Annotated in this window: 10 protein-coding genes and 1 pseudogene; 6 read left to right on the top strand and 5 right to left on the bottom strand. The window is 72.5% G+C overall.

What is annotated here, in order from left to right; all coding sequences use genetic code 11:
* Positions 1-32 precede the first annotated feature (32 nt).
* On the bottom strand, positions 33-764 hold the full coding sequence (locus tag E2651_RS29555; protein WP_135334307.1) for a leucine-rich repeat domain-containing protein: 732 nt from the start codon (positions 762-764) through the stop codon (positions 33-35).
* Positions 765-929: 165 nt separating this feature from the next.
* Here E2651_RS29555 and E2651_RS29550 point away from each other — a divergent pair, with 165 nt between their 5' ends.
* The 3 genes from E2651_RS29550 (at position 930) to E2651_RS29540 (ending at position 7,060) form a co-directional block, all read left to right on the top strand.
* The gene (locus E2651_RS29550; RefSeq protein WP_135334306.1) at positions 930-3,824 is read left to right on the top strand and encodes an AAA family ATPase; all 2,895 of its coding nucleotides are present in this window, start codon (positions 930-932) and stop codon (positions 3,822-3,824) included.
* Between the two features lie 217 nt (positions 3,825-4,041).
* Complete coding sequence (locus tag E2651_RS29545) at positions 4,042-4,542, top strand: hypothetical protein (RefSeq protein WP_135334305.1); 501 nt, start codon at positions 4,042-4,044, stop codon at positions 4,540-4,542.
* A gap of 184 nt (positions 4,543-4,726) precedes the next feature.
* Positions 4,727-7,060 (top strand): glycoside hydrolase family 95 protein, encoded by a 2,334-nt coding sequence (locus E2651_RS29540; protein ID WP_209446279.1) that lies wholly within the window; start codon positions 4,727-4,729, stop codon positions 7,058-7,060.
* Between the two features lie 81 nt (positions 7,061-7,141).
* On the opposite strand, the gene E2651_RS29535 is transcribed toward E2651_RS29540, so the two are convergent.
* Positions 7,142-9,151 carry an N-acetylmuramoyl-L-alanine amidase gene (locus tag E2651_RS29535; protein ID WP_135334304.1) on the bottom strand — a complete coding sequence of 670 codons (2,010 nt, stop codon included), beginning with the start codon at positions 9,149-9,151 and terminating at the stop codon, positions 7,142-7,144.
* 361 nt (positions 9,152-9,512) lie between these two features.
* Here E2651_RS29535 and E2651_RS29530 point away from each other — a divergent pair, with 361 nt between their 5' ends.
* Positions 9,513-10,505 carry a zinc-binding dehydrogenase gene (locus tag E2651_RS29530; protein WP_135334303.1) on the top strand — a complete coding sequence of 331 codons (993 nt, stop codon included), beginning with the start codon at positions 9,513-9,515 and terminating at the stop codon, positions 10,503-10,505.
* Positions 10,506-10,532: 27 nt separating this feature from the next.
* On the opposite strand, the gene E2651_RS29525 is transcribed toward E2651_RS29530, so the two are convergent.
* On the bottom strand, positions 10,533-10,796 hold the full coding sequence (locus E2651_RS29525; RefSeq protein ID WP_135334302.1) for a hypothetical protein: 264 nt from the start codon (positions 10,794-10,796) through the stop codon (positions 10,533-10,535).
* Positions 10,797-10,965: 169 nt separating this feature from the next.
* On the opposite strand from E2651_RS29525, the gene E2651_RS29520 reads away from it, so the two are divergent.
* Entirely contained in the window at positions 10,966-11,442 is a 477-nt protein-coding gene (locus E2651_RS29520) for a carboxymuconolactone decarboxylase family protein (protein ID WP_135334301.1), read from the top strand.
* A gap of 77 nt (positions 11,443-11,519) precedes the next feature.
* On the opposite strand, the gene E2651_RS29515 is transcribed toward E2651_RS29520, so the two are convergent.
* Positions 11,520-13,385, bottom strand: coding sequence for a cytochrome P450 (locus E2651_RS29515; protein ID WP_209446278.1), 1,866 nt, complete (start codon positions 13,383-13,385; stop codon positions 11,520-11,522).
* Between the two features lie 163 nt (positions 13,386-13,548).
* Here E2651_RS29515 and E2651_RS29510 point away from each other — a divergent pair, with 163 nt between their 5' ends.
* Positions 13,549-14,190, top strand: a complete 642-nt coding sequence (locus tag E2651_RS29510; protein WP_135334300.1) for a TetR/AcrR family transcriptional regulator — start codon at positions 13,549-13,551, stop codon at positions 14,188-14,190.
* Here E2651_RS29510 and E2651_RS29505 read toward each other — a convergent pair.
* Positions 14,174-16,567 (bottom strand): annotated as a pseudogene (locus tag E2651_RS29505) (AfsR/SARP family transcriptional regulator); the annotation flags it as partial. The gene E2651_RS29510 and the pseudogene E2651_RS29505 sit on opposite strands and share 17 nt — an antisense overlap.
* Positions 16,568-16,846: the final 279 nt, after the last annotated feature.

Genomic DNA, 16,846 nt, shown 5'->3' with positions numbered 1-16,846 from the left:
CCTGCTGGGGGGTGGACCTGCCGGGGGGCGGCTCATGTCAGTACGACACAGCCCCGCCCCTCCAGCCTCCGCAGGAGCTCGTCCGGTACATGGACCTCGTTCCAGCGCAGGTCCAGTTTCTCCACGGCGGGCAGCTCCGCGATCCAGTGCGGCAGCTCCCGCAGCCGGTTGGCGCGCAGGTCGACTCTCCGCAGCAGGGGCAGATCGCGCAGTGCGTCCGGTACGGCGGTGAACTCGTTCTCGCGCAGCTCCAGTTCACGCAACTGGCGCAGGTGGCGGAACGTGGCGGGGAGCGCGTTGAGGCGGTTGCCGCGCAGCCACAGTTCGCGCAGCGCCGTGAGGCCGCCGAGGGACGCGGGCAGTTCGGTCAGGCGGTTGTGCTGGGCGCGCAGTTCCACCAGGGCCGTGAGCGAACCCAGGGTGTCCGGCAGTGCGGCGAGCCGGTTCTCGCCCACGTTCAGATACGTCAGTCGCGTCAGCTTGCCCAGTGACTCCGGCAGCGAGGTGAGGTCGTTGTCGTGGAGGTAGAGGAAGCGGCTCAGGCCCGTCAGGTCGCCCAGCTCGGGCGGGACCGAGGCCAGCCGGTTGTGGCCCAGGTCCAGGGTGTGCAGCGCGGTCAGGGTGCCGATCCGCGCGGGCAGCCGCGTGAGCGCGTTGTCGGGCAGGAGCAGGACCTCAAGGGCCGGGTGTTGCCACACCTCGCCGGGGATCTCGCTCAGCCCGCCGTGCCAGTAGTTGAGTACGCGCTCGGCGCCGACCGTCACGTGAGGATCCCTTCGTCTCTTCCGCGAAGAGGCGACGTTAGCCAACCGGACCACTGTCGGCGAATCGGCTCTCCGCGGGCCGCGCGGGCGTAATCTGAAGTGCCTGAAGGCCAAGGCGTGCGCCGCGGGAAGCGCCCGGCGCACCACCGTGGCGGGGGGTGTCCCATGGTGCAGCACTTCAGTCACAGCAAGCGGATCCTCTTCGAGCGCGAGAGTGAACTGGCCGCCCTCGACGAGGCGTTGAGCGAGCTGACCGGGCTGCCGCGCGACGGCGCGGAACCCCCGGACCGGCGCCGCGGCGCGCTGATCTCCTTCGCGGGGCGCGCGGGCCTCGGCAAGACGTCCCTCCTCGCGGAGGCGAGACGACGCGCGGCCGGCAAAGGGTGCACAGTGGCGTCCGCGCGCGGCAGCGACCAGGAACAGCGCGTCGCCTTCCATGTGGCGCGCCAGCTGGTGCAGCCGCTGCTCGCCCCGGTCCCGGAAGCGGAACTGCACGCGGCGCTCGGCAGTTGGTACGCCATCGTCGGCCCCGCGCTCGGGCTCTGTGCCCCGTCGGACGGCGCGCCGCCCGACCCGCAGGGGCTGCGCGACGGGCTCGACTGGGTGCTCACCCATCTCGCCGTGCAGCGGGCCCCGTTGGTGGTCGTCCTGGATGACGCGCACTGGGCCGACGCCGAGTCGCTGAGCTGGCTCTCCGCCTTCGCGCCGCGCGCCGAGGCGCTGCCGCTGCTGCTGATCGTCGCCTACCGCCCCGAGGAACTGGCCGCCCATGCCGAGGAGTTCAGAGGACTGCCCGGGCGGGCGGGACAGCGGCCCATCGGTCTCGAACCGCTCAGCGCGGGCGCCGTCGCCCGCCTGGTCCGCGACACGCTCGGCGCCCGCGCCGACGACGCGTTCTGCCGCGAATGCTGGGCGGTCACCGCGGGCAACCCGTTCGAGGCGGTGGAGCTGACCGCCAAGGTGCGCGACCGCGGACTGATCCCCGACGAGGCCGCCGCGCACCTGCTGCGCGACCTCGTCGCCGCCGTCAAGGGCAGCGGTCTCGTCGCCCGCCTGGAACGCCTGGGCACATCCACCGTCCGGTTCGCCTGGGCCTGTGCCGTACTCGGCACCGAGATCTCCCCGGCCCTCGCCGCCGCCGTCGCGGGCATCGGCGAGCGGGAGGGCGCCGACTGCGCCGACCGGCTGCGCCGCGCCCGCGTCCTGACCGGCGCCGACCGGCTCGAGTTCGTGCACCCGCTGATCGCCACCGCCGTCTACCGCGCCATCCCCTGCGGGGTGCGCGTCGCCCTGCACGGCCAGGCCGCCTGGTCCGTCGTCAACGCCGGGTTCGGCGCGTCCGCCGCCGCGCGCCACCTCCTGGAAGTCCACCCCGACGGCGACACCTGGGTCGTGCAGCAACTGCGCGCCGCCGCCCGCGAGACCGTCCGGGCGGGCGCGCCCGACGCGGCCCGCCGCTATCTCGCCCGCGCCCTGCGCGAACCACCGCCCTGGGAGGACCGTGCCGCCGTCCTCTACGAACTGGGCTGCGCCTCACTGCTCACCGAGCCGGCGACGACCGTCAACCATCTGCGGGCCGCCCTCGAAGAACCCATCACGGACCCCGCCCTGCGCCACGGCATCGTGTACCGCCTCTCCCAGGTCCTCGCCCACTCCGACCGGCTCGACGAGGCCTCCGGCACCCTCGCCCGCGAGATCCGCCTGACCACCGACCCACGCGTACGGATCCGGATGCAGGCCGAGCAGTTGATGTGGGACGCCTTCCGCGCCGACGAACCCGACTCGCCCGCCCGCTCCCGGCGCCTGGCCCGCCTCGCCGACCGGCTGCCGGGCCGCGACCTCACCGAGCGGTACATCATCGGGCTCCGAGCCTGGGACGCCACACTGCGCGCCGAACCCGCGGGGACCGCCGTGCGCCACGCCGAGCGGGCCCTGGTCGGCGGGCTCGGCTGGGCGGAGGAGGACCGCGGCTTCGAGGTCCCCGTCCTGGTCGCCCTCACCTTCCTGTACGCCGACCGGCCTGGCCGCGCCGAGGAGCTGTTCGCCGCCGGGATCGCCGACTTCGAGCGGCAGGGCTGGCGCGGCGCCCATCTGTCCTTCGCGTACACCCTGCTCGCGTACATCCGCTTCCGGCGCGGGCGGCTCGCCGAGGCCGAGGACTTCGTGCGGGCCGGGCTGCGGATCGCCGAGCGGGTGGGTCCCGGCACCCCCGCGCACTGGTACGCGGTGGGCATCCTCATCGAGATCCTGCTGTCCCGCGGCCGGGTCGGCGCTGCCACGCGGACCGCCGAGCAGTACTCCTTCGGCGCGCCGTTCCCCGCGGCCGTCGTCTTCCCCGACGCGCAGGCCGTGCACGGCGAACTGCTCCTCGCGCGCGGGCTCACCGAGGACGCGGCCGCCGAACTCGCCGCGGCGGGCCGCCGCCTCGATCCGCGCGGCATGCGCAACCCGGCCTGGTGCCCCTGGCAGCTGCACCTCGCGCTCGCCGAGGCCGCCGACGCCCCCGAGCGCGCCCTTGCCACCGCGCACGAGGCGACCCGGCGGGCCCGCGGATTCGCCACCGCTTCGGCGGTCGGTCAGGCGCTGCGGATCAGCGCCGAGGTCTCATCGGGCTCGGCGCGCGTCAAGCTCCTCGAGGAGGCGGTCGGCCATCTGGAGCGCTCGCCCGCCGCGTACGAACTGGCCTGCGCGCTGGTGGCCCTGGGTGGTGAACTGCGCCGCGCCGGACGACCCAAGGAAGCCGCCGAGCCGCTCTACCGGGGGCTCGACTCGGCCGTCCAGTGCGGGGCCGACGGTCTGGTCGAGCGGGCCCGCGACGAGCTGGCGGCCGCCGGGCTGCGCCCCCGCCTGCTGCACAGCACCGAGACGGACACGCTCACCGCGCGCGAGCGCACCGCCGCCACGCTCACCGCCCGCGGCGAGCCCGTCGCCAGGATCGCCGCGGAGCTGCACACCGACGAGGCTGCCGTGGTGCGGATGCTCTCCGCCGTTTACCGGAAGGTGGGGACCGACCATGCTGGTCTCTCAGCTGCGCTGGGCGCGCCACTGGATGGGCGGTGATGGATCTGCGGGTCTGTGGGGCTTGTCGCTCCCCCAAGTTCTCGGCTTCGCTCGAACAGGGGGGACCCCCTCCGCGGCGGAGCCGCACATGTCACAGCCCCGCGCCCCTTACGGGGCGCTGACCTCCGACGGAGTGGTATCGCGCCCTCCGCTTGGCCGGTGCCCAACCGTGCCGCCCCCGCGCCGACAAGCGCCGCGGGCCACGTACCATTGGCGCATGTCCTTCCTCCGCCGCCGCAGCTCCGCCACTCCCGCGGGCCCGGACTTCGATGTCCTGGCCATGGATCCCGGTGACTGGCCCGGCAATCTCGGCGCGGGCCTGCTGCCCGCACCCGACGGCAGCTGCCAGGGTGTCTTCCTGCGCTACGACCTCTTCGGCGGCCGCGGCCCGGCGATGATCATCGGCAATCTGCCCGAGGGCTCCCCGGCCCGCGAGACGGCCGCCGGCGAGGTGCCCTTCGAGGTGGCCCAGCTGATGCTCGCGCTGGAGAACGACGAGGAGATCACCGTCGTCACCACCGAGGACATGCCGGTGATGCAGGGCGACAACCTCCTGATCGTGCGCCGCCTCAAGCTCTCCGAAAGCCGCATCTCCTGCGTGCAGTTCGACCGCAGCGACGGCGTCCTCGTCACCATCGCCGCCTGGGACCGGCCGATCACCGACGATCTGTACGCACTGCTCAAGCCGCTGCCCGCGGAGCTTTTCCAGCAGGGCTGAAGGCAGCAGGGCTGAAGGCAGCAGGGCTGAAGGGCCTCCGACCGAATCCGTCTCACTCCGCCTGACTCCGTCCAAGTACCCACCCCTTACGTCCAAGGGGTGGGTTTGTTGTGTGTCTTGCCACTGAGTCATCGGACTTTTAACGTGACCGGTCATGACTCCTGGGATCTCACGAAGAACCACCATGAAGTCCGCCGTCGGCGGGGCGGCCGTACTGGCGACGGGTGGAGGCATACCGGCCGACACCGCGGGTGCGGCCGAGCGTCGCCGCGATACATCCGATGAATCGCTGCTCTGGTATGCGGCACCCGCCGCCGACTGGGAGCGCGAGGCCCTCCCCATCGGCAACGGCGCGCTCGGCGCCATGGTCTTCGGCACCCTCGCATCCGAGCGGCTCCAGTTCAACGAGAAGACCCTGTGGACCGGCGGTCCCGGCTCCCGCGACGGCTACGACTTCGGCAACTGGCGCGAGCCCCGCCCCGGCGCCCTCGACGCCGTACGTGAAGAGCTCGACGCGAAGGGCAGCCTCGGCCCCGACGCCGTCGCGGCGAAGCTCGGCCAGCCGCGGCGCGGCTACGGCGCCCACCAGACCTTCGGCGACCTGCACCTCGACATACCGGGCGCCCCGGAGACCCCCGACGCCGGCTACCGCCGGTCCCTCGACCTCCGCAGGGGCCTGGCGACCGTCACGTACACCCACCAACAGGTCCGCCACGAGCGGGAGTTCTTCGCCGGCAACCCGGACGGTGTGCTCGTCGGGCGCCTGACGGCGGACCGCCCCGCGAGCGTCACCTGCACCCTGCGCTACACCTCGCCACGCACCGACTTCACCGTGCAGGCCGACGGCGACCGGATGACCGTACGCGGTGAACTCGCCGACAACGGGCTGAAGTTCGAGGCGCAGATCCGGGTCGTGCACCAAGGCGGCACGCGCACCGCGAACGCCGACGGCAGCATCACCGTCAGTGGCGCCGACCACGTCTGGTTCGCGCTCGCCGCCGCCACCGACTACGCCGACACCTACCCCGACTACCGCGCCGACGACCCGCACGCCGCCGTCACCCGCACCGTCGACGAGGCCGTCGCCCGAGGCCACGGCGCGCTGCGCTCCCGCCATCTGCGCGACCACGGCGACCTGTTCGGCCGCGTCGCCCTCGACATCCGCCAGTCCATGCCCGCAGACGTCCCGACCGACCGCCTGCTCAAGGAGTACGGGGGAGGGGCGAGCGCGTCCGACCGCGCCCTGGAAGCCCTCTTCTTCCAGTACGGCCGCTACCTCCTCATCGCCTCGTCGCGCGCGGGATCGCTGCCCGCCAACCTCCAGGGCGTGTGGAACAACAGCACCACCCCGCCCTGGTCGGCCGACTACCACACCAACATCAACCTCCAGATGAACTACTGGCTCGCCGAGGCCGCGGGCCTCCCCGAGACCACCGCACCGTACGACCGCTTCGTCGAGGCACTGCGCGCTCCCGGACGGCGTACGGCCAAGGAGATGTTCGGCTCCCGGGGCTGGGTCGTGCACAACGAGACCAACCCCTACGGATTCACCGGGGTGCACGACTGGTCCACCGCGTTCTGGTTCCCCGAGGCCGCCGCCTGGCTCACCGCACAGCTCTACGAGCACTACCGCTTCGGCGGCTCCACGGACTATCTGCGCTCCACCGCCTACCCGGCGATGAAGGAGGCAGCCGAGTTCTGGCTCGACAATCTGCGCACCGACCCGCGCGACGGCACCCTCGTCGTCACCCCCAGCTACTCGCCCGAACACGGCGACTTCACCGCGGGCGACTCCATGGCCCAGCAGATCGTCCACGACCTGCTCACCAACACCCTGGAAGCCGCCCGCGTCCTCGGCGACTCGGCCGCCTTCCGCGCCGAACTCGAGAAGACCCTCGGCAAGCTCGACCCCGGCCTGCGCATCGGCTCCTGGGGTCAACTCCAGGAGTGGAAGGCCGACTTGGACGACAAGACCGACGGCCACCGGCACGTCTCCCACCTCTACGCCCTGCACCCCGGACGCCAGATCGAGCCGGGCGGCAAGTGGGCCGACGCGGCGAAGGTGTCGCTGACCGCGCGCGGCGACGGCGGCACCGGCTGGTCCAAGGCGTGGAAGGTCAACTTCTGGGCACGCCTGCACGACGGCGACCACGCGCACAAGATGCTGAGCGAGCAGCTCAAGTCCTCCACGCTGCCCAACCTCTGGGACACCCACCCGCCGTTCCAGATCGACGGCAACTTCGGTGCGACATCGGGCGTCGTGGAGATGCTCCTGCAGAGCCAGCACGACGTCATCGAGGTGCTGCCCGCACTGCCCGCGAGCTGGCCCGAGGGATCGGTGCGCGGACTGCGGGCGCGCGGCGGGGCACTGCTCGACATCGAGTGGTCGGGCGGGCGCGCCACGCGCATCGTGCTCACCGCCTCGCGGACCCGCGAACTGACCGTGCGCAGCGGCCTGTTGAGCGGCGGCGAGAAGACGTTCAAGGCGAAGGCGGGGGAGCGGTACGTCTTCGACTGAGCCGCCGTCAGTTCAGCCCGCGCATAAGTCGGGGCCGGGCCTGCCCCCACGCAGACCCGGCCCCGACTGTCCTTGGCGGCTCTAGGAGCCCGACGGCACCACCCGTACGTCGGCCGCCCGCACATACGCCACGCGGTGCCCGAACTGGACCTCGTAGTACGTGTCCTTGCCGCGCACCACCTTGTGCGGCGCCGTGTCGAACGTCGGGGCGTAGAAGTACTCGCCCGGCATCTTGTCGCCGACCGCGTACTTCTGGCCGGACAGGAGCTTGTACGGCAGCGGTGTCACCGGCTGCGCCGGGACGCCCGCCGGGTACGCCTCCTTCTCCGGGTAGGCGCGACCGTAGACCGGGACGCTGTCCGCCCCCGCCTTCGGCGTGATCACGGGACCGGACGCGTCGAGGGCGGTCGGCTGCTTCTTCGGGTTCTTGAACCACGCCTTCTGGCCCAGGTACCAGACGGCCGTCCAGTCGCCCTTGCGCTCGGCGACCGCGTACTGCTGGCCGGTGGAGAGCCGGGCGCCGACGTCGTTCACGCCGATCGTCGAGTCACCGCCGCCGGGCCGCAGGCCGATGTCCTTGATCAGCGGTGCGTCGTCGCGCGGCTCGGTGTGCACGCGCACCGCGGCCGATCCGTGGGTCTCGCACTTCTCGCCCGGCTTCACACAACCCGTGTACTCCGGCCGGTTCTTGGCGTACTCGGGCGCCACCGTCACCAGGCCGCCGTCCGGGCCCGCCGTGCGCACGAACGGCTTGCCCATCAGTGTGAAGTAGTGCTGCCAGTCCCAGTAGGGGCCGGGGTCGGTGTGCATGCCCGCGATCGTCGACGGCACCGTGCCCTGGACGTTGTCGTGACCGATGATGTGTTGGCGGTCCAGCGGGATGTCGTACTTCTTGCCGAGGTACTTCACCAGGCGGGCCGACGAGCGGTACATCGCCTCCGTGTACCAGCTGTCGGGCTGCGCGAGGAATCCCTCGTGCTCCAGGCCGATCGACTTGGCGTTCACGTACCAGTTGCCCGCGTGCCAGGCGACGTCCTTGGCCTTCACATGCTGGGCGATGTGCCCGTCGGTGGAGCGCAGGGTGTACTGCCACGACACATAGGTGGGGTCCTGCACCAGCTTGAGGACGCCTTCCCAGCGTCCCTCGGTGTCATGGATGACGATCGTGTCGATGCTCTGGCTCTTGGGGCGGTTCGACAGATCGTGGTTGCCGTAGTCGTCGCTGCCGTCCGGAGCCTTGAACTCCTCGTACGGCGCGGGGATCCACTCGCACGCCACGGTCGACGGGCACTCGGTCGCGCCCGCGGCCGCCTTCCGCAGCCCCATGCCGCGCATCTGCGCCGCGTCCGGCCGCAGGCCGCTGTCCGCCGCGAGCGTCACACGCTGCCCGGCGTCCGTGGTGCGCGCCTGGCCGTCGCGGATGACCGCGAACACGTCATTGGCGTACGTCGCCGCCGTGGCCCGGTCGTCGGCGCCGGAGAAGCGGGCGATCGCGCCGTACCAGTCGGCAGGGTCCTCGCTCAGCGGCTTGCCGAGCTTCTTCTGAGCGGCGGCCAGCAGGGCGGCTCCACCGCGTACGTTGGCCGCGGGGTCGGTGCGCAGGCGCTCGGCGGACAGGCCGCTGAGTTCGGCTGCGCGGGGCAACGTCTTGAGCCGGGCGGGGAGTTGGGAGTTCTCCGGCACCTCGGCCGTCGGATCCCTCGCCTCCTTGGGCTTCAGTACGCCCCGTGAGGCGTCGCCGCGGGGGTCCTCCGTGCCCTCGCTGTGGTGCGGGGCGGCGGCGATGGCGGTGCGCGCGTCGGTCAAGTGCATCGGGCCGTAGCCACCGGTGACGCTCGGCGCGCCGCCGTGCGCGTCCCAGCGCGACTGCAGATAGGAGACGCCGAGCAGCACGCTGCGCGGCACCTGGTACTCGGCGGCGGCGGAGGCGAAGGCGTCCTGCAGCCGGGCCGACGCGGCAGGGGCGGCGGCGCCGGACGACGGCGCGGCACCGAGCAGCGGGACCAGCAGACCGGCGGAGACAAGGGCGCCCGCGGCCCTGACGGAGCGTCTGCGGGTGGCAGGGGTGCGGGCGGTGGCGGATCCTCGCAATGCAGCCTCCTGGGACGATGAAGCGTGATGGGGCGTGCGGGGCCGGGCGTGCGTCAGTGGTACCGGCTCCCCGACGATCCGTCAATCATGCCCAGGAACAAGGATTTCCCATGTCAGCGCCGGTCCCGGCGGGTTTCCGCCCAGGAGGCCGTACGGCCTGCGACGCGTCAGTGGAATGGACCAATGAGCAGCGGGAACACGGCGTGACCACAAGGCGGACACCCGGCCCCTGTCAGAGGTCCGGTCCACCTGTTCGGGGGACTGTTCGAGGGAGAGGAGCACCACCGCTCAGCCTGGTGGTGTCACACCCAGGATGAGCCGACCCTGTCGGCCGCCGGACGGGACGTACATCATGGTGATCATGACGAACAGCACGCACACCATGCAGGCCATGACCATCCCCGAGTTCGGCACCGCGGACGTTCTGCGCCTCGCCGATGTGAAGACCCCCGAGCCCGGTCCGGGGCAGGTGTCGATCGATGTGGCGTACGCGGGCGCCAACTTCGCCGAGGTCCTCTTCCGGCAGGGCGTGGTGGACGTACCGCTGCCCTTCGTGCCCGGCATCGAGGTGTCCGGTCACATCCGGGCGCTGGGCGAAGGCGTCGAGGGGCTGGCCGTGGGACAGCCGGTCGCCGCCCTGACCATCGTCGACGGCGGCGGCTACGGCGAGGTCGTGACCACGGCGGCGGAGCTCGTCGCCCCGCTGGACGGCTCCGGCCTCGGCCTCGACGTCGCCGCGGTGCTTCCGTCGAACAGCACCACCGCGTTCCTGGTGCTCGAGCGGGTGGCCCGGCTGCGGCGCGGTGAGAGCGTCCTGGTGCACGCGGCCGCCGGCGGCGTGGGCAGTCAGCTCGGCCAGGTCGCCCGGCTGCTCGGCGCGGGCCGGATCGTCGGCACGGTGGGCAGCGCGGCCAAGGTCGATGTCGCCAAGGGCTTCGGATACGACGAGGTGATCCTGCGCGACGAGCTCGCCGGCGCGGGCGAGTTCGACATCGTGGTCGACATGGTCGGCGGGCCCGCCCGCCGGGCCGGCCTTGACGCGCTCGCCCCGATGGGACGGCTGATCGCCATGGGCAACGCCTCCGGCGCCGACGACGTCGCGGTCCCCGCCAACGAGCTGTGGTTCACCAACAAGACGGTCTCCGGCTTCAACCTGGCCGCGTTCTCCGGAGTCTTCCCCGCCGAGGCGGGCCGTGCGCTGCGCCGCGCGATCGCCGCGGCCGCGAGCGGGGAGCTGCGCGTGCGTGTCGAGGAACTGCCGCTGGCCCGGGCCGCCGAGGCGCACCGCCGCATCGAGTCGGGGTCCACCACCGGCAAGCTGGTGCTCGCGGTGGGAGCCGCCGGAACGGTCTGAGACGGGGCTGGGGGGGCGGGCATGAACTCACTCGGGCTCTGACCGACCCGCATGCCGATCGACCTGCCGCCCCACCTCGCGCGCCTCGTCGGTCAGCATCTGAAGCCTGGCCTCGGCCTGGTCCGCGCGGGCCTGGATGCGTGCCGTGTCGTCGGCGATGACCCGGCACGCCAGATCCATGGCGGTGTCGACGTCTTCGGGGGAACCGCGCTCAGCCAGCTCCTCCAGGGCGCTCTTCACCGCGGGGATGCCGCCGCGTGCGTGGATGTCGTTCCAGAACTCATAGTCCATCCGGGCATTTTGACGCATCGGCCGGGCTGCTCGTGGGCTGACGCCCGCGGCCGGTGGCGCAGGTCACATCGCCGCGCCGTCACAGGGGTCGAGGGGTCGGCGTCTTGTGTGCGTTCGGTGCCGCTGTCGCCGCAGCGGCTGCACGCAATGTCACGAGTGAGGACGAGTCATGGAACCCCGTTTCAACCTGCTCGACAGCCCGACCGCCGCGAAGGTCGCCAAGCGCTTCTACCACTCCTCGTCGGCCCTCGAGGAGTCGACGCTGCCCAAGGCGCTGCGGGAACTGGTGGGCGTGCGGGTCGGCCAGCTCAACGCCTGCGGACTCTGCATCGACATCCACACCAAGGAGGCCGCGCTCGCCGGTGAGACCACGCGGCGGCTCAACCTGGTCGCCGGGTGGCGCCACAGCACCGTGTTCACCGAGGCCGAGCGGGCCGCGCTCGCGCTCACCGAGGAGGGCACCGAGCTCGGCCGGCACGGCGTGTCCGACGAGACCTGGGCGGCGGTGCGCAAGCACTTCGACGACGATCAGGTCGGTGCGCTGGTCTGCCTGATCGCCCTGATCAACGCGTCCACCCGGATGAACGTGATCGTGCACAACCCGGGCGGTTCGTACGAGCCCGGCATGTTCGCCGCGCTCGACTGACCGGCGTACGCCCCCCGGCCCGGCCCGGGATCGTCCGATCCGGGCCGGGCCCGAGCCGCCTCACCCCTTGACCGTGTTCAGGGTGTGGCCGGCTCCAGGGGAGTCGTGCGGGTGGATTCCAGGTGCAGTTTGAGCGCCGTGAGCGTGGCGCGCATCCCGCGTTCGTTGTGGTCGGCGCGGGGGCCCGTGCGCAGGCCCGCCTCACCGAGACGAGTCACCACGCTCCCGAAGGGCCCGACGCGCAGATCGCGCCAGGTCTGCTCCACGAGTGTGCCGCTCTCGGTGGGTGTGAGCGTGAAGCTCCAACGGGCCAGCGGCACAACCGCCTTGACCTCCCAGGCCAGGGCGCGACCGGGCTCGGCCCGGGTGATGGCGCAGCGGGTGGCCCAGCGGGCGCGGTCCTTGCGGTTGGTGCCCACGAACCGGGCGCCGACCGCGGCCCGCGTCGCGCCGCCGATCCAGTGTCCGCCGGTGCACTCGGGGCTCCACTCGCCCATCCTGGTCACATCGGCCAGGGCCGTCCACGCCTCGTCCGGGGTGACCGCGATCTCTTCTCGTACGGTCACGGTCCTGCGCTTGCCCATGATGCTTCCCTCGCTCTTCTCGCCCCGCGCCACGACCAGGGTGCCGCGCGCGGGCACCAGCGTGACATGCCGCATCCGCGGCTTCTCCGGGGCCGGGTCCGGCACGGTCAGATCGGTCCGCTCCAGCACCTCACGGATGATCACTTTCATTTCGAGCAGGGCGAGTTGGGCGCCGACGCAGTAGCGCCGGCCACCGCCGAAGGGCATCCACGACTGCTGTGCGCGGGCGGCATCCTCGCCGAGGAAGCGTTCGGGCCGGAACTCCTCCGGCCGCGGGAAGGCTTCCGGGTCCCGGTGGATCAGGGAGATCAGAGGTCCGGCGTACCAGCCCGCCGGCACCTCGTACGCGCCGAGCTTCAGCGGGACGTCGAGCAGCCGCGGAGCGTCGTACACCACCGGCCGGGAGCGCAGCGCTTCCTTGACGACGGCCTCCAAGTACCGCTCGTCCGCGCCGAGTTCGAGCTCGGCGCGGAGCTTCGCGAGGACGTCAGGGGTGCGCAGGAGGCGCTCGAAGGCCCAGGCGAGCCCTGTCGCCGTGGTCTCGTGCCCGGCCTCGAGCAAGGTGATCAGCTCGTCACGCAACTCCTGGTCGCCGAGGGGAGCGCCGTCCTCGTCGCGGGCTTCCAGGAGACGGGAGAGTACGTCGGTCGCGCCGGGCACCGGCTCGCGGCGCCGCCGCGCGATCTCCTCGTACAGGATCGTGTCCACCGCGTCGCGCACCCGCAGGAACCGTGTGGTCGGCAGGAACGTCATCCGGCGCAGCACGGGGGAGGTCTGGGTCCAGGAGCTCACCCGTGGCGGGGTCATGAGGAGCGCCGCCGAACCGCCGACCTCGATCAACTCCGGGATCAGGGCGCGCAGTCGGTCCAGGCGGGTGGCGTCGCGGATGCCGAAGACCAGGCGCAGGATGACTTCGAGGGTGATGTTCTGCAGGCCATCGCGCAGGACTAACGGCCGGTCGTGCGGCCAGCGCGCGATCTCCGCGGCGGCGATGTCGGCGATCTCCTGCCGGTAGCGGGCGATGGACTTGCCGTGCAGCGGCGGACTGAGCAGCCGCCGGTGCCGCCACCACGGGTCGCCGTCCAGGCTGAGCAGGGAATGCTTGCCGACCATCGGCTCCAGGAACTGCCGCCGCACCTCGCCGGCGCGCCCGCCGCCCGCGTCGACGGCGTAGATCTCCGCCGCCAACTCGGCGTTCGTGACCAGCACTTCGGGCGGGAATCCGAGGAAGTGGACCTGGAACGCGGGCCCGTACCGCCGCTGGGCGGCGCGCGTGAAGCGGCCCGGCGCGGCAAGGAACAGCGCCGTCTGGAGCGGCGCGGGCAGGCGCGGGCCCGGAGGCGGAGAGGCGGGAGTCATCGGCAAGCACGCTCCTCGTCTGTGAGGTCGAGGCGAAGGTCCGAACGGTCGGCGGAGTCTGAACAGCCAACAGAGTCTGAACAGTCAACAGGGACTGAACAGTCAACAGGGACTGAACACTTGTACTGTACGGATGTGCGGCACGGCTGTATAGATTGGGCCCATGCCGAAGCAGCCCTCATCCGCAGCGCTCACACCCACGCCCGTGCCGAAGGCGAGAAGCCACCGCGACAAGATCCTGGACGGGGCGCTCGTCTGCCTTCAGGAGAAGGGGTACGCGCGCACGACGGCGCGTGACGTCGCCGAGGCGTCCGGCGCCGGACTCGGCTCGATCGGCTATCACTTCGGCGGGATGGAGGGCCTGCTCGACGAGGCGCTCGGCCGGTGCTTCGAGGTGTGGACGGCCCGCGTGCGCGACGCGGTGTCCGCGAGCGCCGGTCAGGGTCCTCGGGCGCAATTGGAGTCGGCGCTCGTCGCGCTGATCGACTCGTACGACGAACTGCGGCCCATGGTGGTCAGCTACATCGAGGCGTTCCCGCCGGCCGCGCGGTCCGCCGCCCTGCGCGAGCGGCTCGCCGCCGGTTACGCGCAGGCGCGCCGGGCCGGGTACGCGATGACCGCCGACGCCTGCGCCGAGCTGGGCATCGCGCCGCCTCCCGGTGCCGAGGTGCTCTCGTCGGTGGTCATCGCGCTGTGCGACGGCCTGATGCTGCAGTGGATCGTCGATCCGGAGGCCACGCCGGACGCGCACGAGGTCCTGGACGCGCTGACGCTGATTGCCCCGTTCCTCACGCCTGCGGACTGAGCCCGTCGGCGGCCGTCCGCGCGGCCTCGGCCGGGTCCGTCGCCGTGCCGCGCTCGTACGCCTCCGTGAAGGCCTCCCGGCCCAGGGCGGCGAGCGCCCCCGCGGTGACCCGGTCGACGTCGGCCCGCTCGGACTCCGGCAGCGGGGCGTGCACGCTGCGGCGCGCCGCGGTCGCCGCGCCGAGCAGCAGGGCCGCGTGCCGGGCGCCTGTTTCACCGCTCAGAGCCACCGCACCTGCCAGGCCCTCCAGGGAGAGGGCCAGAGCGCGCGGCTCTCCGAGGGAGAGCGCGAGCCGCAGGCCCCGCAGCTGGTGTTCCGTCGCTCCCGGTCCGTCGCCGCGCAGCTCGGCGACGAGGCCGAGCTCCGTGCACAGCAGGTGGGCCCCGGCCTCCGATGACGGGTATCCATCGCGCAGCCGCGACAGGTACGTCTGGGCTCCGTCGAGGTCGCCGGACCGGCGTGCGCCGAGGGCGAGCCCCATCAACGCGTGGACCTCGCCGTACAAGTAGCCCTGTTCGACGGCCAACCGCCGCGCCCGCTCGTGCAGTTCGCGTGCCCGGTCCCACTCCCGTGCCGGAAGGGCGAGCCTGCCGAGACCGGAGAGCCGAGCGGAGACCTCGCTCGCAAGCCCCAGCTCCTCCGCGATGCCAAGCCCTTCCTGCTGGCGGCGCTCGGCCCCGCCGTAGTCGCCCCTGATCTCGGCGAGCGCGGCGAGCGGCGTCACGGTCTGCAACTCGCCCCAGCGGTCGCCGAGTTCACGGAACAGCTCGGCACCGCGCGGTCCGTCGCGCTCGACGGCGGCGAGGTCGCCGCGGGCCAGTGCGAGCATCGCGCCCAGCGCGAGCGCGGCGGCGGTGCCCCATCGGTCGCCGGTGGCGGTGCAGTGGTCGAGCACCTGCCGGTTGATCGGTTCGCCGGCGGCGGGGTCGCCGGAGCTGAACAGCGCGTACGCGTAAAGCCATGGGGCCCGGCCGTGGTGCTGGACGGACGCCTCGAGCGACGGCGTGGGCCGAGGCGTCGATTCCCCGGTCAGCAGGGCGAACGCCGCGTGCAGCAGCCGCGGTTCGGCCGCCGTGGCATCGACCGCACACACCGCGGCCAGGGCGTTGCGCGCCTCGTTGAGTCGGCCGCGCAGCAGCCACCACCAGGACAGCGCGGTGGCGAGGCGCACCGCGTTGTCCGTCCCCTCGGTGGCCGCGCGCCGGATCGCGTGGTCGAGGGCCTCCCGCAGGTTGGCGGCTTCGGCGTCGAGGCGCGCGAGCCACTCGCGTTGTGCGGCGCCGCGCAGGTGCGGGTCGGCGAGCTCGGCCAGCTCCAGGTAGTGGCTCACGTGCCGATCGCGTACGCAGCTGACGTCCGCCGTCTCGTCCAGGCGCTCCACCGCGTACGCCGCAACGGATTCGAGCAGCCGGTAGCGGGGAGCGGCGCCGGCGATTCCGTCAGCCATGAACACCAGGGACCGGTCGACAAGCCGGGCCAAGAGATCCAGAACCTCGGCACGCTCCACGTCGCCGCCCCCGCAGACCGCTTCGGCGGCGTCCAGGGTGCAGCCGTCGCGGTGGACGGCGAGGCGGCACAGCGCGGTCCGCTCGGGCGGCGTGAGCAGCTCCCAGCTCCAGTCGATGACTGCCCGCAAGGTCCGCTGCCGGGCGGGCGCGCCGCGCTGTCCGGCGGTGAGAACCCGGAAGCGGTCACCGAGACGTACGGCCAACTCCCTTACGCCCAGGGCGCGGACGCGGGTGGCGGCCAGCTCGAGGGCGAGCGGGATGCCGTCAAGCCGGCGACAGATCTCCGCAACGGCATCCCGCGTCGCGGTATCGGCGCCGTCAAGCGTGAATCCGGGTGCCGAGGCGGTGGCACGCTCCACGAACAGCCGCACAGACTCCGGGAGTTGCAGCGGTTCCACGGCGTACACCGACTCGCCCGCCAGCCCCAACGGCTCCTGACTCGTGGCCAGAACGCGCAGCCCCGGGGCGGCGCCGAGCAGCAGCCCGGTCAGCCCGGCGACCGGCTCCACAACATGTTCGCAGTTGTCGAGGACGAGGAGGAGCCGCCGGTCGCGCAGGGCGGCGGCGAGACGTTCGGCAGGCGGCGTACCGAGGCCGGGAAGCCCGACGGGAGCGTCCTCCCGGATACCGAGCGCGGCGGAGACCACGGGTACGAGGTCATCGACGCAGTCCCCGCGCCGACCGGCGAGCTCGACGAACCACACCTCGCCGACGTCACGCACGCACCGCCGGGCGGCTTCGACAGCAAGCCGCGTCTTCCCGACACCCCCCGGCCCACTCAACGTCACCAGCCGCGCGCCCCCCAGGAGCTGCCACACCTCATCCAGCGCCAGCTCCCGCCCGACCAACCCGGTGATCGGCGCGGGCAGCACGCCCCCGGACTCCACCGGGCCCGGAACCTCCCGCGCACCAGAGCCACGCCCACGACCAGAGCCACCAGCGCGGCCCACACCGCCTGCGAGACCGGTGCCGCCTGCTCGCCCCGCGTCACCCATGAGGCCCATGCCGTCCGCGCTGCCCGAGCTGTCCGCGTCGCCCGTGTCGTCCGTGCCGCCGACACGGCCTGAACCACCCGCGTCACCTACGCGGCCATCACTCGCGTCGCCCGCGCCCCCCACGCGCCCCGCGCCTGTCTCTTATACACATCT

Source organism: Streptomyces sp. MZ04 (assembly GCF_004684775.1).
Lineage (GTDB): Bacteria > Actinomycetota > Actinomycetes > Streptomycetales > Streptomycetaceae > Streptomyces.
Note: the sequence above shows the minus strand (reverse complement) of the source record. Positions and strands in the feature narration are given on the sequence as shown.